The following is a 24,546-nucleotide window of genomic DNA, read 5'->3' as shown; positions in this document are numbered from 1 at the left end:
CTATTTTACTATGTTGCACGCATTCAACCAAAAAGGTGTTCGCCGCGTTCTATGTAACCGGCACGAGGAACATACGAACAATAAGAACGAAGATGCCATTACATCCATGGTCTTTTCTCCGCTTGCCTTTATGCGAGCAGTAGACGCTTGGTTAGTCGTCAAAACCCTACTTGGACCAGATCTACTCTCTGATTACGCAACACGGCATCCTAACGCGCATGAAATCCAGTTGTGGCCAAATGGACTGAAAGCTCAAGCGCGAAATGGAGATTCCACTTCCCGCTGTGAACCCGATCTTGTGATGCAGTTTCAGTTTGATGACATCCGTTCACTTATCATCACATGGGAAATGAAGTGGACATGGATTATGGCTACAAATGAATTATTGTATGAAATCGTTCGCGAACAGGAAGCCATAAAAAAGGCATATCCTCGGTCTCGGAGACTGATTGTGGCCCTGACCCAGACCGCAGGTCCAATCAAACGTGCAGGCGTTATAAATATACGATGGACTGATGTGCATCGCATAGCCCACCAACTGAAGTCAGAAACTTTTGCTACACCAGTCCGAGAGTGGGGGAAACAAGTGAGCACATTCTTAGAAAAAGCTAAACAGATATCATTTTCTGGCTTTCATACCCTTTCAGTAGAAAAAATTAAATTCCAATTCACGGAGCAACCAAAATGAATGAATGCAATATTTTCAAGTCGTTTTTAAATTCTGATACAACATGGAGGGAAGTAGAGCGCTTATCTGAAGAAGCGCCAGAGATGTTCCATAAAACTGGCTTATCTCTTGATTTACAAGAAAATGATTATGATGAAGCCTCTTTCCAAGATGTTATTGCGAGCAGCTCATGCTATTCCTATAAATTATTTCTTCCAAAGAGCAAAAAACATAGAGGGCTGTTGATCGCTTTTGAAATGTACCGTCCTGTTAGTCATTCATCTTGGGAGCACTCCAACTCTGCTTTGATAACATGCGCTTACACGCCAGCATACAAAGATCTCTGGAGTTTACAGATGGTACTGGCGGATGAAAATGGATATCCCGCGGATGATTACACTAGGGACAATTGTTATTTATATCCTGACGTTCCGGAACTAGTTGTATGGGGAGAAAAAAATAATACGACTGAGCGTCCCAAGGTCCCTTTGGACGAAACAGATTGGTTTTTCAGTATCCCACTCTCAACAATCAGCAATCGACAAGCATTTTTTGAAAAAATTGTGCTGCCATGTTCTAGTCTACTGAAAGGAACAGAGCCCGCTAGCGCTTTGGCCGTCTCTAATGCTGTGCGTTTTAATGAATGGTCAAAGAAATAAAAAATGAAATTTCTAGTATTTTCTAAATAGAATAATTTTGTGAATTTTTAAAGGTGCATTATAATGTTTGTTAATATTTATAATTTTAAAAAATAAACTCCATGACTATCAGTTACAAAAAAGGGCCTCAAAAGAGGCCCTTTTCGCGTCAAACCAAACCCCGAAAACCTCAAACGGTTTCGTAGTTCTTCTGCACAAACTCATTTAGCAGGCGCACGCCAAAGCCGGTGGCACCTTTGGGCTGGCCGTTGCGCGGGGTTTTGCTCCAGGCTGTTCCGGCAATGTCCAGATGCGCCCACGGGGTTTCACCCACAAAGCGCTTGAGGAACTGAGCGGCAGTGATGGAACCACCCGGACGGCCACCGATGTTTTTCATGTCGGCAATGTCGGATTTCAGCATGGCGTCATACTCAGCGCCCATCGGCATACGCCACAGCTTGTCACCCGTTGCCACGCCCGCTGCCGTCAGGTTGGCAGAAAGATCGTCATTGTTGGAGAACAGGCCTGCATATTCATGGCCAAGGCTGATGATGATGGCACCCGTCAGCGTAGCAAGGTCCACCATCAGCTTCGGCGCAAAACGGTCCCGCGCATACCAGAGGATATCTGCCAGAACGAGGCGCCCCTCGGCGTCCGTGTTCAGCACTTCAATGGTCTGCCCGGAAGCACTGCGCACCACGTCACCGGGGCGCTGGGCCGTGCCGGACACCATGTTTTCCACCAGCCCGATCACGCCAACAGCGTTCACTTTCGCCTTACGGCCAGCGAGCGCTGTCATCAGACCGGTCACGGTAGCGGCACCGGCCATGTCTTCTTTCATTTCTTCCATGCCAGCAGCCGGCTTGATGGAAATGCCACCAGAGTCAAAGGTCACGCCCTTGCCAATAAAGGCCAGCGGAGCTTCATCCTTCGCGCCGCCGTTCCAGCGCATCACCACAGTGCGCGGTGCGTTTGCACTGCCCTGTGCCACACCCAGCAGGGCACCAAAGCCGAGCTTTTCCATATCGGCCTGCTCAAGCACCTCGACCTCAAGTCCAAGGCTGCGCAGTGTCGTCACGCGGGCGGTGAATTCTTCCGGGTTCAGCACGTTGGCCGGTTCCGTCACCAGATCCCGCGTCAGGATCACGCCGCGGGCCACAGCGGCCAGCGGAGCGAACGCGGCATCTGCTGCGGCGGGATCAGCCGTCAGCACCGTCACGCTTGCCAGACGGTGCTTTTTCTCAACCGCCGGAGCACTGTGATACAGTGAGAAGTGATACGCACCCAGCACCGCACCCTGCGCTACAGAGGCGGCAAAGCCCTGCGGCACATTACCCAGTGCAACGGTCGCTTTTTCCTGCACCCCAAAAACAGAGGCCGCAATGCCACCAGCGGCTTCAGCTTCTTTCGCGCCAAAAGCGTCCAGCTTGCCAACGCCAATCAGCACAATGCGGGAAAAGCCAGCGCCCGGTGCCAGCACCACGCAGGTGGAGCCGTCTTTGCCGGTAAAATCATCGGCTTCGGCAGCGCGGGTCAGTGCGCCGTTGGTGGCTTTGTCTGCGGCGTCAAAAATGGCCGGGCGGTCCTGCCCTTCGGCCAGCAGAAGAGCCAGTGCCCCACCATCGGGCAGGGTCTCGGGAGAAAATGAAATCTGAAGCATTGCGCGCTGGCCTCCTTAAGACGTCTTAGCTTTTGCCTGACTTGGGTACGTCCCGCCTCGCCCCTTGGCAATAGGGCAGCCGGACCGGCTCTTAAAAAAACAGGCAGGGCATGACGCGCCGCCGTTCCTGGCGTATGATGGGCAAATGAGCACCCATACCGACGCTGACCTGCTGGCCCTTGCCGCCAGACTGGCGGATGAAGCCGCCGAAATTATCCGCACCATTCGCGCGCGGGGTTTTGAAACGCTGACCAAAACCGACTCCTCGCCGGTGACGGAAGCGGACCACGCGGCAGAAGCCCATATCCTCAAGGGCCTGCGCGCTGCCGTGCCCGATATTCCGGTGATCGCGGAAGAGGAAGTGGCCTCCGGGCTGCGTGGCGCTGTGTCCGAGGCCTACTGGCTGGTGGACCCGCTGGACGGCACGCGGGAATTTGCCGCCGGGCGAGATGACTTTACCGTCAATATCGGCCTTGTGCGCAATGGCCGCGCCGTGCTGGGAGCCATGGCGCTCCCCGCTTATTATCAGCTTTACACCGGTGGCGTCGGCCTGCCTGCGCAGCGCCGGGACAAGAACGGCACCACTGCCATTCACACCCGCACACCGCCCGCTGAAGGGCTGAGCGTTCTGGCCTCCCGCCATTATGCGGATGATCCGCGTCTGGCCGCGTATCTGGGGGAACGCCGCATTGCCTCCGTGGGTAATATCGGTTCCGCCGTCAAATTTGCGCGCGTAGCAGAAGGGGCGGTTGATTTCTATCCGCGCCTCGGCCCGACCATGGAGTGGGACACCGCAGCCCCGCAGGCTATTGTGGAAGCCGCTGGCGGCCACATCACGCTGCTGGATGGTTCCCCGCTGCTCTATGGCAAGCCGGACTGGAAAAATCCGCCTTTTGTCTGCACCGGAAAACTCTGACTTTTATGACCGAACGCCTTGCTGCCACCCCTTCTGGCATTGCCACCGCCGCCCGTATTCTGCAGGCCGGCGGACTGGTGGCGTTCGGCACGGAGACCGTTTACGGGCTGGGCGGAGACGCCACGCAACCCGCAGCCGTGGCCCGGATTTTTGAAGCCAAGAACCGCCCGCGCTTCAACCCGCTGATCAGCCATTTTGCCAGCGCTAAGGCCGCCTTTACGCAGGTGCAGGCCAACCCGCTGGCGCAGAAACTGGCAGAAAAATTCTGGCCCGGTCCGCTCACACTGGTTCTGCCGCGCGCCCCCGGCAGCACGGTGAGCGATCTGGCCGCCGATGGCCTGTCCTCCCTCGCCGTGCGCGTTCCCCGCGGTGAGGCCGTTCTGGCATTGCTGGAGGAAGTCGGGCGTCCGGTCGCGGCTCCCTCTGCCAACCGTTCCGGCCGTATCAGCCCCTCCGACGCCAGCCATGTGCTGGAAGAATTGTCAGGCCGGATTGATGCCGTGCTGGATACCGGCCCCTGCGCCGTGGGGCTGGAAAGCACCGTGCTGGACCTGACCAACCCGGACCGCCCCTGCCTGCTGCGCCCCGGCGGTGTCTCGGTTGAGGAACTGGAAGCGGTGTGCGGCCCCCTCGCCCGACCGGAAACAGAAGCCGATGCCGCGCCGCTTTCTCCGGGCCGCATGCTCTCCCATTACGCCCCCAGCCTGCCCGTGCGCCTGAACGCGACCAGCGTTGGCCCGCAGGAAGGGCTTCTGGCCTTTGGCCCCACTCCGCTGCCGGGTGCGGCAGTCACATGGAACCTCAGCCCGACCGGTGATCTGGAAGAAGCCGCCGCCCGCCTGTTTTCCGGCCTGCGTTTTCTGGACAGCCAGCAGCCGACGTTTGATCTGACCGGCCTTGCCGTGCAGCCTATCCCTTCGCACGGGCTTGGCCTTGCTATTCAGGACCGTTTGCACCGTGCCGCCGCCCCCCGGCCTGCGGAACACGATCTGCCATGAGCCAGATGGACCCCAGAGAAATCAAGATTCTCTCCGATATTCTGGCGCTCGTGCTGGAAGATCAGAAGGGACAGTCTGAGACCGCGCTGGAAGCCATCAAAGCCCGCGCCCGCCGGGATGGCATTACCGGTGGCGCACTGAAAAACCTGTTCCAGACCCTCGCTCCGGATATTGACCGCCTGACAGCCGCCCGCAAAGCGCGGGAAGATACCGAAATCCGCACTCTGGAAAGCACCATTCATACCCTCCGCATCCAGTTGCATGACCGCGGAGAAGTGCTGAACCGGATGGAGCATAATCTGCGCATTGTGCGCGGCAATAATGAAAACCTGAAATCTCAGCTGCATGTCATGCAGACAGCCCATGCGGAAGCAAGACATATGCTCAGCATGAAGATGATGGAAAACAGCTACCCCCGGCTGATGATTATTTTCGTCGCCGTTATGGCCGGGTTGCTGGCTGGCATTGCCGGCACACAGCTTTTCCACCTGTTTTATAACGCGTTTCATCCCGTGACAGATAACGCACGCTACCTCTATTAAGAAAAATGCGTGATCTGCTCACAGTCTCTTGTTTATGATACTCTGATCCCCGATCAAGGCTTGCTCCATGTCCGACACTCCCCTGCCCTCCGCTCTTCTTGATGCTCTGTCTGCCCTGCTTGGTCCGTCCGGGCTGCTGACCGAAGCCGGGGATACGGACCCGTTCTGCACAGACTGGCGCATGCTCTATCATGGCCGCTGCGCCGCGGTGCTGCGCCCGGCCAATACGGAAGAATGCGCAAAGGCTGTGGCCCTGTGTGCAGAATACGGCGTGCCGATGGTGCCGCAGGGTGGCAATACCAGCATGGTGGGCGGTGCCACGCCGGATGAAAGCGGCAAGGCTGTTGTTATTTCCACCAACCGCATGACCCGTGTTCACGCCATTGACCATGCCGACCTGACCATGACAGTCGAGGCTGGCGTCACGCTCAAAGCCGCACAGGATGCCGCAGCGGCGGAAGGGCTGATGCTGCCGCTTTCCATTTCCTCGGAAGGCTCTGCTGAAATTGGCGGCATTCTGGCCACCAACGCAGGCGGCAACAACACCGTGCGTTATGGCAATGCGCGGGAACTGGCGCTGGGGCTGGAAGCGGTTCTGCCAGACGGACAGGTACTGAACCTGATGCGCCGCCTCCGCAAGGACAATACCGGCTACGCCCTGCGACAGTTGCTGATTGGCTCGGAAGGCACGCTGGGGATTATCACCACCGCCATTATTCAGCTTCAGCCCGCCCCGCGCTCCCGCGAGACCGCGCTGTGTGCGCTGGCTGACCCACAGGGCGTGCTGGACCTGTTTGCCGCTTTCCGTAGGCAGGACCCGGCCGCCATTCAGGCGTTTGAATATATGTCCGGCACCAGCATGGCGCTGGTCAACAACCTGATTGAAGGAGCCTCCCTGCCGCTTTCCGAACCCGCCCCGGCTTACGCTCTGGTGGAACTCGGCAGCCCGCGCGCGGATGACAGCCTGCGCACCCTGATGGAAGAGGTTCTGGGGCAGGCTCTGGAAGATGGACTGGTGACCGATGCCGTTCTGGCAGAAAGTGAAGGCCAGCGTCAGGCTCTGTGGGTGATCCGTGAGGAACATGCAGAAGCCCAGAAACGCGCCGGGGCCTCCGTCAAAAACGATGTTTCCGTCCCGCTCTCCGCCATTCCGGAGTTCATCACCAAAGCGACGGTGGCGTGTGAGGCGCTGATCCCCGGCATCCGCGTGGCCCCGTTCGGGCATATTGGGGATGGCAACATCCACTTCAATCTGGTGCAGCCGGAAGGTATGGACCCGAAGGCCTTCCTCGCGCAGGACCATGCGATGATGGACACTGTCGCCAATATTGTCCGCACCCTGGACGGGTCTTTCTCTGCCGAACATGGTGTCGGGCAGTTGAAAACCTACATGATGCCGTCCTGGCGTGGTGGTGCGGAACTGGATGCCATGCGCAAGATCAAAGCCGCACTGGACCCGAAAACCCTGATGAACCCGGGCAAAATTTTTCCGTAAGCTTAAAGAAAAACAGCGCCTGCCCTGATAATTTCAGGACAGGCGCTGTTAAGAGAGACCGATAAAGCCGAGCGCAGATTTCAACGCCTCGGCAGGCTTTAAAAGCCACTCACGCAAACACGCATTTATTTATTGCGCGAGAAGAAATCCATTTCAGGATACCGCAGCGCGGAGAGCTGAAGCAGCAGGGCTGGCAGCAGGATCACACCCACGTCCACACCCATCAGCCCGATGGCCGCAATGGTCAGGAGCGGAGCAATAATCCGCTCCACATGGGCCGCGCGTGGGCTGCCACAGGCCAGAACAGAGCACAGGCCACCCACGGCAATAAAGGCCGCCGCGATGATGGCGCGGAACGGATGACGCAGCATGCTCGGCGTAAGACCGCCCATCACACTGTCCAGAGAGGACATGTCTGACGACCAGCCAGCCAGTCCGAACAGGAAGGTGAACGGCAGGATCAGCACGCCAAACACATCTTTGAGCAGCGTCAGAAAGCTCATCACCACCGGAGGCAGCAGAACAAATGCCACCCCGAGCGCGACATCCACAACCAGAACGACAAGTGCGGGCGTGACAGAATTATTCTTCATGCCCGCACTTTACTGCAAAATGTGTCAGGATTTCAGTCTTTCCACCACTTAACGGGCTGCGGCTCATCATTTTCCACCACCAGCACCTCATCTTCTTCCACCGTTTCAAGCGGCTTCAGACGCGGGCGACCACGCGGGCGGGCTTCCAGCTTTTTACGCAGGGCCTGCATTTCTTCTTCCAGCGCTTCCACAGTGCGCTGGGCGCTCCGCAGGGCGCGTCCGGCTTCAGTCAGCTCTTCCTCACGCTCGGCCAGCTTGCTTTTCAGTTCCCGCACCATGATATCCGCATGGGCCTGCCGGGTTTCAAGCCCGCGCTGCGTGGTCTGCAAAGACTCAATCTGGCGTTCAGCGTCTTCAAAACGCAGCTTTTCATCAGCCAGCTGACGACGCAGCTTGGAAACTTCCGAATTTTCTTCATCGGAAAAATGCACAGCGCGAGAGGTTGTACCCGTCCGCGGCATGGCCAGTGTGCGGGGCGTTGTGCGCGCCAGAGAATGTTTTTCCACCTGCACATCACCATCTTTTACAAAACGACGGCGTTTGCCCTGAGCGGGATCAGATGCCGGGCGGGGCGTTCCGGCGCGGGCGCGGCTGGGCGATCCAAGCCGTTCCAGAGCGTTGCGCAGGGAGGCTTCTTCAAAAGCCTCATCACGTTTGTCTTCACCTCGTGAGGTGGATAAAAATGATGGTGTCTTCATAAATTCGGAAGTCACGCTTCTTTATACTTTCCTGACTCTGTCAAACATGAAAACCGGATTTGCCACACAAAACTGATGCTGGACGATGCGCCCACTCCAGCCAGAGCAACCCGGAAAACGTTTTTCCCTGCCCGAGGCAAGGTGGGTATGACCCAACAGGTTCCATGATATTTGTTGGTAAAGACCTGCCTGAGCTTTAAAAGCAGTTAGACGGGTTCGTTGCTCCTGCTTATCACGCATTTCACGGTTTTCAAAGGGTTTCTGGGAAGAACACCCTTCTTTTCTATGAAAAATCCGTCATTTAGCGCAACATACCGCCCGTTCCGGCTAAAACAGTCCAAGAAGAAATCTTGAAATCTCTTTGCAAAACAGACTGTATTTTAGAAAATTCTTTGGCAGAATATTATAATCATTTTTTAGTGTTATTACTTCAAAAACACGGGTGGTTTTAGAAAAACAACCACCCGTCAATCTGATTTTATACCGCGGGCCGCTGCGCCGCAGGGGTCCAGACAAGGTCCGTCTTACCGTCCTGATTAAAATGCCGTGCCAGCACGAAGAAATAATCAGACAACCGATTCAAGCATTTTAAAAGTTCCGGGTTCAGCACCTCCTGCTGCGCAAGTGCGACCACACGCCGCTCTGTTGTGCGCGTCTGAGTGCGGGCCAGATGCGCCCATGCTGCGGCTTGCGTGCCACCGGGCAGCACAAAACTGGTCAAAGGGGCCTGCGTCTGCCGTAACTGCTCCACCCAGAGTTCCAGTTCCAGCACAATTTCTCCACTCAACCGGCTGGCTTTCTGCGCTTTTGGGCCTTCCGGCTGGCAGAGGTCGGCCCCCATATCAAAAAGCCAGTTCTGGAGCTGTGCCAACTGGGCGGCGTCTTTGCTCTCTGCGGGCACATGACTACGCACCAGCCCCACCACGGCATTGAGTTCATCCAGACAGCCCATAGCTTCAATCCGGGCACTATCCTTGGCCACGCGGGAGCCGTCGCCCAGAGAAGTCTGCCCGGCATCCCCGCCACGGGTCACAACACGATCAATGCGGATACTCATGCGCTCATCCTCTTCTCATTCAGGCAGGTTTCTGCTTCCGCCCTGCCCGGTTCTGCCTCTATAAGGCGGCATCATGCTTTCATTATCCAGTCTTCCCCGTTCATGGCGCGTCTGCGGCGCTCTGCTTGCTGGCATCGGCACCATTATGGGCGCGCTCACCGCCCATCTGCCGGAGGCTGACTTCGGCCCCGGTGGCCGCCTGATGGCGCATGGCGCACTGGAAATGCAGATGTGGCACGCCCTCGCCCTGCTTGTGCTGGGCCTGACCACACAGGGCCGCCCCACCAAACCGCTGGCGCTGGGCGGCTGCGGCCTGCTGCTCGGCACCCTGCTGTTCTGCGGGGGCGTGTATTACACGGCCTTTACCGGCCAGCATGCCGCGCATGTTGCCCCGACCGGCGGGAGCATTCTCATTCTTTCATGGCTCTGCCTTGCTGCCGGATGGGTGCGCGGATGACTGAAACTATTCGTGGCGCATGGCTGGGGCCGGAAGGGCTGGAAGCTGTTCTGGAGCAGGATTTGCAGCGACGCGGCGTAACCGTGGACCGCTGGCACGGCCAGCTTGCCCTCTCATCCCAGCCCTCCGTATTTTCCCCCTGGGCGCTGGATGTGTGGGAAGAGCCGGAACTGGTCACCATCCCCTCCATCAAGGGGGCTGCAAAAATCCTGCGTGCCCGCCAGCGGAACTGGGGTTTGTATGCCGCCGACTTCTTCCGACGGGCTGCACTGATTGAAGACAATCTGCCACCCATCAAAGCCGCTCTCCTCACCTTCCCCACGGCAGCACCAACTGCCCCCCTTGGCGCGTGGACCCTGCTGAGCCCGGAGACCATGCTGTTTTCCGCCCGCAAAAGCAGCCCGTTTATCAACGGTGCGCCAAAATTTGTGGAAAACCGGACGGGACCGCCATCCCGTGCTTATCTGAAACTGTGGGAAGCCTGCACGCTGCTGCGCCGCTGGCCGCAGCCGGGCGAAACCTGTCTGGATCTGGGAGCCACACCCGGCGGCTGGACATGGGCCATTGCCCAGCTTGGTGCAGACGTTACCGCCATTGACCGCGCCCCGCTGGACCCCGCCGTGGCCGCCATGCCGCACGTCCAGTTCCAGCAGGGCAGCGCCTTTGGGCTGGAACCCTCTTCCTTCCCGGAAGTGGACTGGGTGTTTTCAGATATTATCGCCTATCCGGCCCGCCTGCTGGCGCTGGCCAGACGCTGGATTGAGTCAGGCCGCACCAAAAACATGGTGCTGACCGTCAAATTTCAGGGCGAAACGGACCATGAGACCGTAACGGCTTTTGAGGCCATTCCCGGTGGCAGCCTGCGGCATCTGGCCCATAACAAGCATGAGCTGACGTTTTTCTGGTCGCAGGCGGAGGCGGCCTCAGCGGCTGCGGTCTAACAACCGCTCGCCCCAGCGCACCAGAACAATCGCCAGCAGGAAACACAGCACCATCAGGCCAGCGGCAATCATCTGCTGCTGGCTGGTGTTGCCATCGGCGGCCAGAACCTGAAGCACTGAAGCCCCGGCATGCTGGCCCGTTTTACGATCCACCCACGGCAGCAGGCTCAGTCCTTCCCGCAGCAGGGAAATCAACAAAGCTGTCAGAGCGACAGCGCACACTGTTTTCAGCAGGGTGCGCCCGATGCTGCCTGCGGCAGTCGGGGGGTGCCTTTTATCCGGCATGCAGTCTCCGTCATGTTTCAGGTCATTGCAGCCGGTCCTTATTCAGAAACCGGATGGCCGCTTTTTTTCATAGCCGCCTGATGGCGACGGATGGAGGTTTTAAAGCCCGGCAGGTCAGTCGCCACCAGCGTGTCGGTATAGGTGCCTTTTTTCCAGATCCAGCGATCAGACCCGTCCACCAGAATATCTTTCATGATGCCATGCGTTGTCGGCAGCAGGCTGATAGGGCCGCTGACAGAATCCAGCACCTTGGTCCAGTTGCCCTTCTGCTGGAGGTAAACGTCCGTGGAGCACCCCGCAGAGCCGCACAGGCTGGCGGACTGTACCTGCACAAACAGGCCAATGCTCTTTCCCGTAGTAGACAGGGGGGCTGAGCCGATCAGCACCAGCGGTTTTTCATGATGCCGCGCGGCAGAAGCCAGATCCTCCGCATTCAGGATGCGGGCCTGTTTATCCAGCGCGGAGCCGGGCTGGCTGGTCATAATCACCGGGTCCCCGCTCTGCTGCGCCGTCCCCTTGCTGGCATGCCCTTTATGCGCGCTGCTTTTGTGCGTGCTGGCCTTTCCTTGTGTTGCGGCATGGCCGGGCACGGCGCTCAACGCCAGCACGGCAAGGCCTGCCAGCACCCGGCCTGAAAGAACATGTCGGTTCAAGGTTGCGATCCTCCCGCAAGCTGTGGAACAGAAGACTACCATGAAAATGCACGATCCCAATACGTTCGATACGTCCGAACCCGACCATCCGCGCCCCGGCCCATACCGACATTATAAAGGTGGACTTTATACCGTGATTTGCGTGGGGCGCCACAGCGAGACCGAGGAATGGCTGGTCACTTACCGGAGTGAAGCACGGGGGGATTACTGGGTGCGCCCTCTGGCCATGTGGCAGGAAACTGTAAACGGTGTGCCGCGTTTTGCTCCCATTGCGTCTTCTGATCAGTGAATAAATAACGATTTCAAAACTATTCACCAACGCCCTCTTTAGAAATAGAGAGCCCATCCACAACACAGAACGACGCTCTTTCGGAATCTTTCTAAAAACCTATTCGGAACCTTTTTAGAAAGAGCGCGTTTAGACCTCCTGTAAGACAATTATACTTCGACAGGAGACGATTATGATTTCAAAAAAACATTTTACGCTTAGTGCTGCTCTGCTGACCGGCGCTCTGGCTTTCGCTCCAGCACTTTCCCACGCAGAGACTATCCAGTCTGAAGGCAATTTTGCCAGCGCGAAAGCAACCCCGTCCCGCGTGACAGGCGGCGTGCGCGCCACGCTGGAAACCGAGAACAATCTGCTCAGCTATACCATCACCTGGAACAACCTGTCCGGCCCGGTGACGGGGGCTGAACTGCTGGCGGCGAAAGACCTGTCCAAAACCGCGGAAAAGGTTGCGGACCTGAAGGGCCCGTATCTTGCACCGCTGACGGGCACCATCACTCTCAGCGCGGATCAGATTGATCTGTATCGCCACGGCCAGCTGTTTGTGGGTCTGGGCACAGCATCCCATCCGCATGGTGAAGTGCGCGCGCAGCTGATCCCGGCTCCGGGCACCAACACCAAATAATCTGAACACATCCGCCTAAGTGTTGAGAAAAAAAGGGGGTGGCCCACATGGGTCGCCCCCTTTTTACTGTCCGGTCAGACCTTACGCGGCCTGCGCCTTCACCAGTGCAATCAGTTCCGGCACAATGTCGGGGTCGGCCAGTGTAGACAGGTCACCCAGTCCTTCCAGATCATGCATGGCAATTTTGCGCAGCAGACGGCGGACAATTTTGCCAGACCGGGTTTTGGGCAGATCCCGCACCACATAGATTTTCTCGGGCACAGCATAACGCCCAACCCCGGCGGCTACCGCACGGTTGACGGCAGACGGGTGAAACACGCCCTCTTCCTTCGGCACCACAAAGACCACCAGCCCCTGCCCTTTCAGGTCATGCGGAATACCGACGGCGGCACTTTCCACCACCTCATGGTCCATCGCCACGGCATCTTCAATTTCCGCCGTGCCAATCCGGTGGCCGGAGACATTCACCACATCATCCACGCGGCCTGTAATCCAGTAATAGCCATCGGCCTCCCGCCGAGCGCCATCCCCGGTAAAGTAGTAGCCCGGACAGGTGGTGAAGTAGGTCTGGCGGAAGCGGTCGTGATCTTTCCAGATGGACAGAGCCTGTCCCGGCCATGAGCGTGCCATGCACAGCAGCCCTTCACCCGGGCCTTCCACCAGTTGCCCCTGCGTATCCAGCAGAGCAGCGCTTACACCCGGCAGAGGCAGGCAGGCCGCACCGGGCCGCGGGGTCACGCAGCCAGCGGCAGCGGTGATCATCACGCCGCCGGTTTCCGTCTGCCACCATGTGTCCACCACCGGGCACCGGCCTTTGCCAACTTCATCATGGAACCACTGCCAGGCTTCCGGGCTGATCGGCTCCCCGACTGTCCCAATCACCCGCAGGCTGGCCAGCGAGCGGCTGCGCACCACATCATCCCCTTCCCGCATGGCAGCACGCACCACCGTTGGGGAAGAATAGAAAGCCGTCACACCATACTGGTCGATCACGTCCCACCAGCGGCCCGGCGCGGGCCATGAGGGCAGACCTTCATACACCAGAATGGTGCCGCCATTGGTCAGCGGGCCATAGACCACATAGGTGTGGCCGGTAATCCAGCTGGTATCCGCCGTGCACCAGAAAATATCGTCCGGCTTATGGTCAAACACCGTGGCATGCGTAAACGCCGCCCAGACCAGATAGCCGCCAGAGCCATGCACCAGCCCCTTGGGGCGCCCGGTGCTGCCGGAGGTGTAGAGCAGAAAGAGCGGGTCCAGCGCGCTCATGCTTTCCGCCGGGCAGTCTGGCTGCTCCTGCGCCACTTCATCCGCGTAAGAAAGATCCCGTCCCGGCTGCATCGGCACATCGGCCCCGGTTACGGCCACCACCAGAACATGCCGCACGCGGCTTTCCGCACCGCAGCGCGTAATGGCCTCATCCATGGTCGTTTTGCTGGGAATGCGCTTGTCGCCCCGGCGGGCTACATCCGCCGTCAGCACCAGCACGGCCCCGCTATCGCTCAGACGCTCAGCCAGACCATCGGCGGAAAAGCCGCCGAACAGCACGACATGTACCGCCCCAATACGGGCGCAGGCCAGCATGGCAATCACCCCTTCCGCCACCATGGGCAGATGGATGGCGACGCAATCGCCCTTCTTGACACCAAGCCGCCGCAGCACATTGGCGAGACGGCAAACGCGGACGTGCAGCTCCTGATAAGTCAGGCTTTCCTTCTGGTCCTCATCCTGCCCCTGCCAGATCAGCGCGATCTTATCAGGCTGGGTCCGGACATGCCGGTCCAGACAGTTTTCCGAGACATTCAGCCGCCCGTCAGAAAACCAGTCAATCCGTACATCATTCTTAAAGTCAGAGCGGGATGCGTGTTGTGGTGGAACATGCCAGGCCAGCTTACGGGCCTGCTCAAGCCAGAAGGTGTCAGGATCCTGATGTGCCTTATGCACCATATCCCCATATTGCCCGGCTGTCAGACCCACTCCAGCCGGAGCTTTAAACACTTCTGGCACGCTCGTTCCGCTCCTTATCTTTGTAGCCCCGTTCTGTCTGGTTACAGGGACAGAATGGTTTTGATCACATCGGGGGCCAGGGGGAAAGGCACAGCGACTTGATCGAGAGGATTAAACTTCGTTCATTACAACACAAAAAAGGCCAGCCGCACTGCGACTGACCTTTTTGCAAAACTCTGCTCTTCCGGTGCTGGGAGACTGTCCCCTCAGCCCAAAAGAGAGATCAGGCGATGCCTTACAGAGCGGCTCTGGCGCGATCCAGAACGGCCTTACAGGTTTTCTGGCGCACAGGAATGCTGGACGTGGCAATAGAATAGGTCTTGCCATTGGCCTGCAGCTGGCCTGCTGTTCCACGCGCGTAGAACATGTTGCCTTCCTGACCATCCGGCACGGCATTGGTTTTCTGATTATAGGACTGAAGCACCTTAAAGGCGTCGTCATAATCAGGAACGTAGTTGCCCTGCGTACAATAGTTCAGCAGGCCACCCACTTCAGCCGGGTCGATGGAACCAACATAACCGGACAGGTCCGTATCGGTCAGCGTCGCCGTTTTACCACCAGATTCAGCCTGTTCGCCCCCTTTGGAGACAGGGGCCGGGGTATCGGCAGCATGAGCAAACAGCGGCGCGCCGGCCAGCATAGTCGTAACAGCAAGCGCCGACAGGGCACGTACGGAAATCAGTTTCATTCAGAATCTCCCTAGCGGAATATGCGCCAAAGTGGCCTGCAAATTTGGGAAAGATCAAGCCAGCCCCCTGCGCACCGGGAGCATGGCAGACCACAGGTCAGCCGCGGCTTTCTTACCAGCGCACGGCCCGGCCGGCCCAAAAAGAGGCCTGCCCGCCTGCCGCTTTCTGGCCATCGGGCAAATGAGTGGCCGCTGTTCCGGCCTGCCTTGCCACCACCCTCATTTTTGATCTGATAACAAAACACCTTGATGAGAGAGGCGCTTTTGGCCTTATCCACAAAGCAGAGACGCCCGCTTTATTCGCCAGAGCACTCTCCCCCCGGCAGCGCACCGGGGCACTGTGATCGCCCCTCCGTTCCTGCCTTGCGCCTCTCCTCACACCACGCCCCAAACCCTGAGCCTCTCCCCCTCTGCACCGTTCACGATAGTGTGACCAGAGCGCCCAAGCCCCTGTTCCGGCAGCTTTATGCAAACTGATTGGACAGAAGGCCTGTGCTGACTATGATAGATAGTCACGAGTCAGAAACGATCTGAAGGGAGCCGTCGCCCATGCTGCCGGCCAGTCTTTTTCACCAGACCGAGTTTGCAGGCCACGGCAAGGCATCGGAAACCATTTGCGACGCGCTGCGCAAAGCTATTCTGGCGGATAGCCTCCGCGCGGGGCAGGCACTCCCACAGTCCGAACTCGCCGCTGGCTTTGGGGTCAGTATTATTCCCGTGCGGGAAGCCCTGAAGCATCTGGAAGCCGAAGGGCTGGTGACATTCCAGCCCAACCGGGGCGCGATGGTGATGGGGCTGGATGCCGAGGACATTCTGGAATACTCGCAAATCCGCGCGTTGCTGGAAGAGCAGGCCGCGCGGGATGCTGTGGCGAACCTGACCCGCGTGGACCTTGCCCATATAGAAGATGCCTATGAGGCTTTTGTGGAAGGCACCCGCAACCCGGATACCTCCCGCCCTTCCGGCGCGCTGAACCGGGCCTTCCACAACGCTATTTATGCAGCAGCCCGTAAGCCCCGCCTGCTGGAAATGATTGACGACCTGCACAACCGGCTGGACCGCTACATTCGCGGGCACCTGGTTCTGGAAGGCCGCAAGACCGTAACCGATGCGGAACACCGGGCCATTATGGAAGCCTGCCGCGCCCGGGATGCCGATCTCGCCGCCCGCCTCACGCGCGAGCATATTCTGGAAGCTGCCCATATCTCCGCTGATGTCTTCCGCAAGAAGAACAATCTGGATGAGGCCAGCTAACAAAACCCTGCGGCGCTCCGCCGAAGGACACATGCGTAGAGGCTGAAGAGGCTACCGGATGATTCTCTGGAATCAGCCCGTTTGCCTGCTTGATGTGTGAAACCGGCCTGAAACGGCCTGCCCCACACGAGTCTGAACACCCCCATATCCCGCAGAAATCTGGCGAAAACACAGGCTTAGCCACGCTCTGATTATATGATTTTGCAAATCATATAATATCGTGTAACGAGGAAAAATCGTTGTGGAGCCAAAACTTCCTGAGTCTTCCCGCAGCCAGCGAAGTCAGGCTTGTCCTGTTCGGAATTCATGCCATGTCCTTATCTGACTCTTTTGCGCCTGCATTCGCCTCCCGAAGCCCGCTGCGTCAGGCGATTATCCGGGCCATGCGCCAACCGGAAGAGCACTGCGTGGCGGCTCTCACGCCCGATGCCACACTTACGGCAGAAGACGGCAAACGCGTTACCGATCTTGCGGCCGGTCTGGCCACATCCCTCCGGGCGGAACGCAACCCCGGTATTGTGGAAAGTCTGGTGCAGGAATTCGCCCTTTCCTCAGCCGAGGGCGTGGCGCTGATGTGTCTGGCAGAAGCCCTGCTGCGCATCCCCGATACCGCAACGCGTGATGCGCTGATCCGTGACAAGATTGGTGAGGGCGACTGGCTCTCCCACATTTCCCGCAGCACGCCGATTTTTGCCAATGCTGCGGCATGGGGGCTGGCCGTAACAGGCAAGCTCGTCACCCCGCAGGATGACAGCAGCCTGAAATCCGCTCTGCTCGGCTTTGTCAGTCGCGGCACCAAGCCGGTGATCCGCAAGGCCGTCGATGCCGCCATGCGCATGATGGGCGAGCAGTTTGTGCTGGGGGAAACCATTGAAAAAGCCCGCGCTAACAGCAGCAAGCTGGAAGCACTCGGCTTTTCCTATTCCTATGACATGCTGGGAGAAGCCGCCCTCACCGCGCGTGATGCCGAGCGTTACAAGCAGGATTACCTGACCGCCATTCGCGCCATTGGCCGCAGCGCGCAGGGGGCAAATGTGTATGAACGCCCCGGCATTTCCATCAAGCTCTCTGCCCTGCATCCGCGTTATGCCCGCGCCCAGCATGAACGCGTAATGACGGAACTGCTGCCGGTTGTGCAGGAACTCACTCTTCTGGCCCGCAAATATGACATCGGCCTGAATATTGATGCCGAAGAAACCGAGCGTCTGGACGTCTCGCTCGACCTGCTGGAAGCCCTGTGCCACACGCCGGGTCTGGAAGGCTGGAACGGCATTGGCTTTGTGGTGCAGGCTTACGGCAAGCGCTGCCCGTATGTGCTGGATTACATTATTGACCTCGCCCGCCGCAGCGACCGCCGTATCATGGTGCGTCTGGTTAAAGGCGCTTACTGGGACAGCGAGATTAAAAAGGGTCAGGTTGAAGGCCTGAAAGACTTCCCGGTCTATACCCGCAAAGCCCACACGGACATCAGCTATATTGCCTGCGCGCGAAAGCTGCTGAACGCACGGGATGTGATCTTCCCGCAGTTCGCCACCCATAATGCCCGCACACTTGCTACCATTTACACACTGGCAGGCGAGAAATTTGAAGTTGGCTCCTATGAATTCCAGTGCCTGCACGGCATGGGGGAACCGCTTTACAAACAGGTTGTGGGGGCAGGCAAACTCAACCGTCCGGCCCGTATTTATGCGCCCGTCGGCACGCATGAAACGCTTCTGGCGTATCTGGTGCGCCGTCTGCTTGAAAACGGCGCGAATTCCTCCTTCGTTAACCAGATTGGCGACCCGGCCATTCCGGTGTCCAGTCTGGTGGAAGACCCCATTCAGGTTGCGCACAGCTTTACGCCGTATGGCGCATCGCACCCGGATATTCGTAAACCGCCTGCCCTGTTCGGGGCCGAACGCCGCAACTCTGCCGGGACCGATCTGGCGGATGACAGCGTGCTGTCCGATCTGCTGGAGGGCCTGACCAAAGCCTCCGGCCCCTGGCAGGCCGCGCCAATGGTGGTTGGCGTCAAACCCGGCAAAAAAACCCAGCCTGTCACCAACCCGTCCGACCGGCGCGATGTGGTGGGCACGGTGGAATACGCCACCCCGGATAGCGTGAAAAAGGCCGCTGCTGCCGCTGTTAAAGGGCAGGCAAGCTGGTCTGACCTCACCCCGCAGGCACGTGCTGATATTCTGATCAAGGCGTCTGACAGCCTTGAAGCCCACCGTGATGAACTGCTGGCCCTGCTCTCCCGCGAGGCTGGGAAATCCCTGCCCAATGGCGTGGCGGAAGTGCGGGAAGCCGTGGACTTCCTCCGCTATTACGCTGCCACCATTGCAAGGGATTTTGACAACGCAACCCATGCCCCGCTGGGCGTGGTGGCGTGTATCAGCCCGTGGAACTTCCCGCTGGCCATCTTCCTCGGTCAGGTGGCCGCAGCCCTTGCCGCTGGCAACGTGGTGCTGGCCAAACCGGCAGAAGAAACACCGCTGATCGCCGCCCTCGCTGTGACTATTCTGCGCGAGGCCGGGGTGCCCGCCGCGGCTCTGCAACTGCTGCCGGGTGAAGGCGACATTGGGGCTGCTCTGGTGGGGGATGAGCGCGTATCCGGCGTAATGTTCACCGGCTCCACCGTCGTGGCCCAGATCATCAATCGTCAGCTTGAAGGTCGCCGCACCCACACTGGCCAGCCGGTACCGTTTATTGCGGAAACCGGCGGCCAGAACGCCATGATTGTGGATTCCTCTGCACTGGCCGAGCAGGTGGTGATGGATGTTGTCGCCTCCGCGTTTGACAGCGCCGGGCAGCGCTGCTCCGCCCTGCGCGTGCTGTGCGTGCAGGAAGATTGCGCCGACCATGTGCTGACCATGCTGCGCGGTGCCATGCGGGAGTTGCGTATTGGCAATCCCGCCTTGCTCTCCACCGATGTTGGCCCGGTGATTACGGCAGACGCAGCGGAAGGCATTACCAAACACGTCGAGACGTTCCGCCAGAAAAAAGCGCCTGTTTATGCGCTGCCCCTGCCGGAACACTGCGCCAACGGCAGCTTTGTAGCCCCCACGCTGATTGAAGTTGCCAACATTCGGGAAATTGGCCCGGAAGTGTTCGGCCCCGTTCTGCATGTGCTGCGCTATTCCCGCAGCACGCTGGATACAATGCTCTCCAGCATTAACGAGACGGGCTATGGTCTGACCTTTGGCCTGCACACCCGCATTGAATCCACCGTGCAACATGTGCTCTCGCGCATTGATGCCGGGAACCTCTACGTCAACCGCAATACCATTGGCGCGGTAGTCGGTGTGCAGCCGTTTGGTGGGCGTGGCCTGTCCGGTACTGGCCCCAAGGCGGGTGGTCCGCTCATTCTGCGCCGTCTGCTGGCGCAGGCTCCGGCCCTGCCTCCGCTGGTGCGTGGGCGTATCCCTGCCACCATGGCCCGCTGGACGGACTGGCTGCGGGAGCAGGGCGAGAGCAAAGCCGCCTGCACGGCTGCTGCTCTCAGCCGCCAGACACTGGTGGGCGGGCAGATCGCCCTCCCCGGCCCGGTCGGAGAAAGCAACCTCTACAGCCTGACGCGGCGCGGCAATATCCTGTGCATCGCCCAGACAAAAGCGGGGCTGTATGACCAGATTTCTCTGGCTCTGTCCGGGGATAACGCCGCTCTTGTTCTGGCGGATGCAAGCCTGACGTGCTGGATTGCAACCCTGCCGGATGCGTTGCAACTGGTTATCCGCCCGGTCACCTCAGCCACGGAAGAGGCCTGCGCCATTGTGCTGGGGGAACAGGATGACGCTGCGTTTGCCGAAGCCCGTAAGGCACTGAGCACCAGTGAGCGCCCGATTGCCTCCGCATGGCTGACGGCGGCAGGTCTGCCTGCGCCGGAAAGCGTGGTGGAGGAACAGTGCCGCAGCATTAACACCACTGCGGCGGGGGGGAATGCCAGCCTGATGGCGCTGGGCTAAACCTTCCGCCCTACCCCTGCACTCCGGACAAAGCAGGCAAGAGACTCCACACAAGCCGGGCGAATAATGATATGACGCCCGGCTTACCGGATCTTTTTCCCGTGTTTATTTTTTAAGTGGAGACCCTATGAGCACCCGTGCAGGACATGACCCCCGACTGGTTATCAGCATCATTCTGGTAACCATGGCCATGGGCATGCTGGACGCTATTTCCCTGCTGCATCTGAAGATTTTTGCCGGATACATGACCGCCACCGTCCTGCTGATGGCCGTGCATATCGCCACATCAGAAAGCGTGGTGCTATCCGGCTTTGAAGCCATTGGCCTGTATCTGCTGGGCGCACTGACGGGTGGCCGCCTTGTGCGGCGGGACCGCACCGTGCGCCTTGCTGTGGGCGATGTTCTGCTGGTGGTGGGCACCATTGTTGGGCTGACTGCACTGGAATGGGCTGCGCAACCGCCGGGCTGCACCTATATCACGCTCGGCCTGCTGGCCTTTGCCATGGGGCTGCAAACCTCCGCCACCCGCCACGCCAAGGTTGCGGATATGAGCCTGCCCGCCGCCACCATGCTCCTGCATGGTCTGGCACATAACAGCACGTTTGCCGGGGGCACCAACCCCGGCACATGGCGTCGGCTGGCCGCCATCAGTAGCCTGTTTGTGGGGGCTGTCATTGGCACACTGACATCCAGCCACAGCGTTTCCCTCGCCATTGCCGTAGCCGCCGGAACGATCCTCACCGCCGGCGCCCTGCTGCACGTGCGCGAGCATAAACTGCTGGCGCATCTGGACCGGATTACGGTGCATTAATTTGTGGAACCGCCTGCGGCTTTCCCCACACTCCCCTCCAAAGACGCGTGTTGGCACTGGATTGAGCAGCTCAATAGTTTTGGCCCGCGTCTGACCGGCACGCCCGCGCACGAGGCCTCTCTTGCCTTCCTCGCGACCGAACTTGAAAAAATAGGGCTGAAAGCCGAAGAAACCGTTCATTCCATCACCCGCTGGACGCCTGAGCATGTGTCCTTAAGCGGGCCGGATGGCCCCATTCCAGTTGCCGCCCCTTATCCATATTCTGGCCAGACCCCGGCAGAGGGCGTGAGCGCAGAACTCGTCTGGTATGACGGCAAGCCGCATTCTTTTCGGAAAGCACAGGGCAAAATCGCCGTTATCCTCCTTAAGCGGATCGATCTGACGCGTTTCCTGATCAGCCTGTTCATGAAACGCAAAAACAGCCTGCCAGATCAAAGCGCCAGCTTTCCCGCCCGGATCAAAACACCGCTTCTTACGGGACTGATGGGCGTTGCGCTGGATAAGGCCCGCAAGGCGGGTGTGCGGGGTGTGATCTGCCTGTTCGAGGGTGTTTCTCCCCCACAACTGGCCGGACAGGTTGTGCCGTTCACAACCCCCTATGCGGATCTGCCTGCTCTCTGGGTCAGTGCGTCTGAACGCACGCGCCTGAAAGCACTCGCCACCACCGGCCAGAAAGTTACGCTGACACTCAAAGCAACTGTAGAACCGGTGCAGACACGCTCACTTCATGCTGTGTTACCGGGGCAACGACAGGATGAAACGCTCCTGATCACTACGCATACGGACGGCCCTAATGCGTGCGAGGAAAACGGAGCAGCCGGCGTTCTGGCGTTGGCACACTATTTTTCCGGCCTCCCGCTACAGGCTCGCCAGAGAACATTGATCTTTGTGCTGGCAACGGGCCACTTCCAGATCCCGCAAATTGGCCTGAAGGGTGATCAGGCCACCTCTGCCTGGCTGGCTGCCAATCAGCCATTGTGGGACGGCAAAGCAGGCCATGCCCGCGCCGTTGCCGGAATAACGCTGGAACATCTGGGCTGTATGGAATGGCGGGACAACCCGACGACCGGGACCCCTGAGGCGACAGGAGAGCTGGAACGGGACATTGTTTACACAACCAATCGTCAGTTCAACCAGATTTACTGTCAGGCCGCCCGGCTCCAGACGCGGCTACGCGCTGTGACCGTCTTCCCACGCCTGAAAAAGACCATGCTGGGTGAAGGACAGCCGCTCTATAGCGCTGGCATCCCCGTTATCTCAACCTGCCCTATCCCCGATTATCTGTGCCAGATCCTGCCCGGCGGCGGGCTGGAACGCCTGAATGCTGAGTATGCTTCTCAGCAGATCATGACGTTCGCACGCGTTGCCACAGCACTCGTCACACTCCCGAAAAAACACTTCGGCCATGTGCCTTTTTCAAGATTTCGCGCCCTCTTGCGGTCTGTCTTATCCCGCTAAAGCACATCCTGAAAATGGGCACATAACCTGCGTCTTGTCGTGCGTGCCCCAGCCTATGCAGCCCCGGTCATAGCGAGACTATTTTTTGGGAGACTTTTCAGGTTTTTTCGGAGGGTCCCGGTCTCCCGTTACCCCGCTGTGGGACGGCGGATCGCTCGCCGGAAAGCTATCGTCCAGAGTGTCGTCCAGATTTTCTTCCTGAATCTGTCGTTTGCCGTTTTTGTCTTTTTTATCGACCATGACACAACCTCACATTGATCTGTGAAAAAGCGCCCCTCACACGGGAAGACGGCAGGACATTTTATCCGGCGTGTTTAAGGGGCATTACAACAGAACGCCGTGCAGACAGAAGGTTTCCATTTTAAATGAAGCCAGATGTTCATCATAAAAAAAGGGCGCTGACTGTGCCGAAACATCAGTCAGCGCCCCTCTTATCTGGCGCGAAAAAGACCGCCCGCTTTTAAGCGCTCTTGTTCTTCAGCGATGCCAGAACGAAGAAGAAGACCGAGGTGCTAAGGCTGGCAATGGCGGTCATCCGTTCTGACGGGTTGAACATCATGGCGATGAACACAAAGGCCACAGCCAGCAGCGTTGCATAATTGCAGAACGGGAACAGCGGCAGGTTGAAGCCATCCCCCTGCCCCGCCTGCTCCGCCCGGCGCCGTGTTTGCACATAAGCGGAGACAATCAGGCAATACACCACCAGAATGACGCCACCGCTACAGCTCAGCAGGAAAGCAAAAATAGTGTTGGGCGCAAGGATGGAGGAAAACGCCACCAGCGTGCCCGCCACACTGCTGACCGTAATGGCCAGACGCGGTGTGTGCGTATGGGATTTACGTGCCAGAATGGCCGGAGCATCACCGCCCCCGGCCAGTTCCGTCAGAATACGGGACGTAATATACATGCTGGAATTGAGGCAGGACAGCACCGCACTCAGCACCACAATGCGCATCAGCAGGCCAGCACCCGGAACACCCATAACGTCCATGGCCGTTACAAACGGAGAGCGGCCCGGAATAATGGAAGGCCATGGCACAACCATCAGGATCATGGCGACGGACGCCAGATAAAACAGCGTGACACGGGTGCCGATACTGCGCGTCACCCGTGCGACGTTCTTGCCCGGTTCCGGGGATTCTGCTGCTGCAACGGTCGCAATTTCAGACCCCATCATGGTGAACAGAATGGTGGGGATAATGGACAGAACCGCCACCGGCCCATGCGGGAAAAAGCCGCCATGCCCAAGCACGTTTTCACGCACTGGCACACCCGGTCCAAACACATGGAAAACATACAGCAGAGCCGCCCCGATAAAGGCGACAATGCTGATGACCTTGATCATGGAAAGCCAGAATTCACACTCCCCAAACACGCGGGGGGCTGCAAAATTGACCAGCTTAAGCAGCACAATCAGGGCAATGGACAGCAGCCAGACCGGCATGGCAATCCAGTCCTGTAACAGAAGGGCGCCGGCAATTGCCTCGCTCCCCAGCACCACAACCCAGAAAAACCAGTAGAGCCAGCCTGCGGTAAAGCCCAGCTTATCCCCATGTGCTGCGCGGATATATTCCACAAAGGAGCCACGTCCCGGGTCCGCCGTGACCATCTCCCCCAGCATACGCATGACCAGAATGACCAGAAAACCGACGGCCAGAAACGCCAGCAGCACGGCCGGGCCAGTTGCGGCAATGGCCGCACTACTTCCGACGAACAGCCCCGCACCAATAATGCCGCCCAGAGCGATCATCGCTATATGCCGGTTTCTTAAACCCGCAGGCTGTGTGGTGGGTGGGGTGCTGTCCTGATCGACCATAAGCGCGGCGTCCTGTGTTGTTGTTATCCGGGAGATTATTGCTCATTCGGAAGA

Annotated in this window: 23 protein-coding genes; 14 read left to right on the top strand and 9 right to left on the bottom strand. The window is 58.6% G+C overall.

Going from position 1 to position 24,546, the window contains the following annotated elements:
• Nucleotides 1–10 precede the first annotated feature (10 nt).
• Both HK23_RS07105 and HK23_RS14280 read left to right on the top strand, forming a co-directional pair.
• Entirely contained in the window at nt 11–688 is a 678-nt protein-coding gene (locus HK23_RS07105) for a hypothetical protein (protein WP_086653434.1), read from the top strand.
• Nucleotides 685–1,326: a hypothetical protein gene (locus HK23_RS14280; protein ID WP_143217508.1), complete on the top strand. Its 642-nt coding sequence runs from the start codon at nt 685–687 to the stop codon at nt 1,324–1,326. Before HK23_RS07105 ends, HK23_RS14280 begins: the two co-directional genes overlap by 4 nt.
• 169 nt (nt 1,327–1,495) lie before the next feature.
• On the opposite strand, the gene HK23_RS07100 is transcribed toward HK23_RS14280, so the two are convergent.
• Nucleotides 1,496–2,965 carry a leucyl aminopeptidase gene (locus HK23_RS07100; RefSeq protein ID WP_086653433.1) on the bottom strand — a complete coding sequence of 490 codons (1,470 nt, stop codon included), beginning with the start codon at nt 2,963–2,965 and terminating at the stop codon, nt 1,496–1,498.
• 145 nt (nt 2,966–3,110) lie between these two features.
• Here HK23_RS07100 and cysQ point away from each other — a divergent pair, with 145 nt between their 5' ends.
• The 4 genes from cysQ (at nt 3,111) to HK23_RS07080 (ending at nt 6,916) form a co-directional block, all read left to right on the top strand.
• Nucleotides 3,111–3,881, top strand: a complete 771-nt coding sequence (gene cysQ, locus HK23_RS07095) for a 3'(2'),5'-bisphosphate nucleotidase CysQ (RefSeq protein ID WP_086653459.1) — start codon at nt 3,111–3,113, stop codon at nt 3,879–3,881.
• A 5-nt stretch (nt 3,882–3,886) separates the two neighbouring features.
• Nucleotides 3,887–4,879 (top strand): L-threonylcarbamoyladenylate synthase, encoded by a 993-nt coding sequence (locus HK23_RS07090; protein ID WP_086653432.1) that lies wholly within the window; start codon nt 3,887–3,889, stop codon nt 4,877–4,879.
• Nucleotides 4,876–5,421 (top strand): hypothetical protein, encoded by a 546-nt coding sequence (locus HK23_RS07085; protein ID WP_063907957.1) that lies wholly within the window; start codon nt 4,876–4,878, stop codon nt 5,419–5,421. Before HK23_RS07090 ends, HK23_RS07085 begins: the two co-directional genes overlap by 4 nt.
• Nucleotides 5,422–5,488: 67 nt before the next feature.
• On the top strand, nt 5,489–6,916 hold the full coding sequence (locus HK23_RS07080; protein WP_086653431.1) for an FAD-binding oxidoreductase: 1,428 nt from the start codon (nt 5,489–5,491) through the stop codon (nt 6,914–6,916).
• 125 nt (nt 6,917–7,041) lie between these two features.
• Here HK23_RS07080 and HK23_RS07075 read toward each other — a convergent pair whose 3' ends face one another.
• The 3 genes from HK23_RS07075 to HK23_RS07065 form a co-directional block, all read right to left on the bottom strand.
• On the bottom strand, nt 7,042–7,509 hold the full coding sequence (locus HK23_RS07075) for a hypothetical protein (protein WP_061490838.1): 468 nt from the start codon (nt 7,507–7,509) through the stop codon (nt 7,042–7,044).
• Between the two features lie 32 nt (nt 7,510–7,541).
• Complete coding sequence (locus HK23_RS07070) at nt 7,542–8,222, bottom strand: hypothetical protein (protein WP_256940105.1); 681 nt, start codon at nt 8,220–8,222, stop codon at nt 7,542–7,544.
• 463 nt (nt 8,223–8,685) lie between these two features.
• Nucleotides 8,686–9,264, bottom strand: a complete 579-nt coding sequence (locus tag HK23_RS07065) for a cob(I)yrinic acid a,c-diamide adenosyltransferase (RefSeq protein WP_086653429.1) — start codon at nt 9,262–9,264, stop codon at nt 8,686–8,688.
• A 73-nt stretch (nt 9,265–9,337) separates the two neighbouring features.
• On the opposite strand from HK23_RS07065, the gene HK23_RS07060 reads away from it, so the two are divergent.
• Together HK23_RS07060 and HK23_RS07055 are read left to right on the top strand one after the other, a co-directional pair.
• A complete protein-coding gene (locus HK23_RS07060) occupies nt 9,338–9,721 on the top strand; it encodes a DUF423 domain-containing protein (protein ID WP_063907955.1) in 384 nt (127 codons plus the stop codon).
• Nucleotides 9,718–10,662 carry an SAM-dependent methyltransferase gene (locus HK23_RS07055; protein ID WP_086653428.1) on the top strand — a complete coding sequence of 315 codons (945 nt, stop codon included), beginning with the start codon at nt 9,718–9,720 and terminating at the stop codon, nt 10,660–10,662. The genes HK23_RS07060 and HK23_RS07055 overlap by 4 nt, the downstream gene beginning before the upstream one ends.
• On the opposite strand, the gene HK23_RS07050 is transcribed toward HK23_RS07055, so the two are convergent.
• Both HK23_RS07050 and HK23_RS07045 read right to left on the bottom strand, forming a co-directional pair.
• Nucleotides 10,645–10,947: a hypothetical protein gene (locus HK23_RS07050; protein WP_063907953.1), complete on the bottom strand. Its 303-nt coding sequence runs from the start codon at nt 10,945–10,947 to the stop codon at nt 10,645–10,647. The genes HK23_RS07055 and HK23_RS07050 overlap by 18 nt on opposite strands.
• Nucleotides 10,948–10,985: 38 nt before the next feature.
• Nucleotides 10,986–11,600: a hypothetical protein gene (locus HK23_RS07045; protein ID WP_256940104.1), complete on the bottom strand. Its 615-nt coding sequence runs from the start codon at nt 11,598–11,600 to the stop codon at nt 10,986–10,988.
• Between the two features lie 40 nt (nt 11,601–11,640).
• Between HK23_RS07045 and HK23_RS07040 the strand changes: the two genes are divergently transcribed.
• Nucleotides 11,641–11,889 (top strand): DUF1653 domain-containing protein, encoded by a 249-nt coding sequence (locus HK23_RS07040; RefSeq protein WP_256940103.1) that lies wholly within the window; start codon nt 11,641–11,643, stop codon nt 11,887–11,889.
• Nucleotides 11,890–12,061: 172 nt separating this feature from the next.
• On the top strand, nt 12,062–12,511 hold the full coding sequence (locus HK23_RS07035; protein ID WP_063907952.1) for a CHRD domain-containing protein: 450 nt from the start codon (nt 12,062–12,064) through the stop codon (nt 12,509–12,511).
• 81 nt (nt 12,512–12,592) lie between these two features.
• On the opposite strand, the gene acs is transcribed toward HK23_RS07035, so the two are convergent.
• Together acs and HK23_RS07025 are read right to left on the bottom strand one after the other, a co-directional pair.
• Nucleotides 12,593–14,488, bottom strand: a complete 1,896-nt coding sequence (gene acs, locus HK23_RS07030; RefSeq protein WP_373270315.1) for an acetate--CoA ligase — start codon at nt 14,486–14,488, stop codon at nt 12,593–12,595.
• A gap of 265 nt (nt 14,489–14,753) precedes the next feature.
• Nucleotides 14,754–15,206, bottom strand: a complete 453-nt coding sequence (locus tag HK23_RS07025; RefSeq protein ID WP_063907951.1) for a YjjA family protein — start codon at nt 15,204–15,206, stop codon at nt 14,754–14,756.
• Nucleotides 15,207–15,755: 549 nt separating this feature from the next.
• On the opposite strand from HK23_RS07025, the gene HK23_RS07020 reads away from it, so the two are divergent.
• The 4 genes from HK23_RS07020 to HK23_RS07005 all read left to right on the top strand — a co-directional run bounded on the left by HK23_RS07020 (nt 15,756) and on the right by HK23_RS07005 (nt 22,676).
• Nucleotides 15,756–16,460 (top strand): GntR family transcriptional regulator, encoded by a 705-nt coding sequence (locus tag HK23_RS07020; RefSeq protein WP_063907949.1) that lies wholly within the window; start codon nt 15,756–15,758, stop codon nt 16,458–16,460.
• A 311-nt stretch (nt 16,461–16,771) separates the two neighbouring features.
• Nucleotides 16,772–20,407: a bifunctional proline dehydrogenase/L-glutamate gamma-semialdehyde dehydrogenase PutA gene (putA, locus tag HK23_RS07015; protein WP_086653427.1), complete on the top strand. Its 3,636-nt coding sequence runs from the start codon at nt 16,772–16,774 to the stop codon at nt 20,405–20,407.
• A gap of 127 nt (nt 20,408–20,534) precedes the next feature.
• Complete coding sequence (locus tag HK23_RS07010; RefSeq protein WP_063907947.1) at nt 20,535–21,218, top strand: YoaK family protein; 684 nt, start codon at nt 20,535–20,537, stop codon at nt 21,216–21,218.
• Nucleotides 21,219–21,221: 3 nt separating this feature from the next.
• Nucleotides 21,222–22,676, top strand: a complete 1,455-nt coding sequence (locus tag HK23_RS07005) for a zinc-binding metallopeptidase family protein (RefSeq protein WP_086653426.1) — start codon at nt 21,222–21,224, stop codon at nt 22,674–22,676.
• Nucleotides 22,677–23,136: 460 nt separating this feature from the next.
• On the opposite strand, the gene HK23_RS07000 is transcribed toward HK23_RS07005, so the two are convergent.
• Entirely contained in the window at nt 23,137–24,492 is a 1,356-nt protein-coding gene (locus HK23_RS07000; protein WP_086653425.1) for an amino acid permease, read from the bottom strand.
• Between the last annotated feature and the right edge of the window lie 54 nt (nt 24,493–24,546).

The sequence above is a fragment of the Acetobacter malorum genome, assembly GCF_002153605.1.
GTDB lineage: Bacteria > Pseudomonadota > Alphaproteobacteria > Acetobacterales > Acetobacteraceae > Acetobacter > Acetobacter malorum_A.
This window is presented reverse-complemented; position numbering and strand designations above follow the sequence as displayed.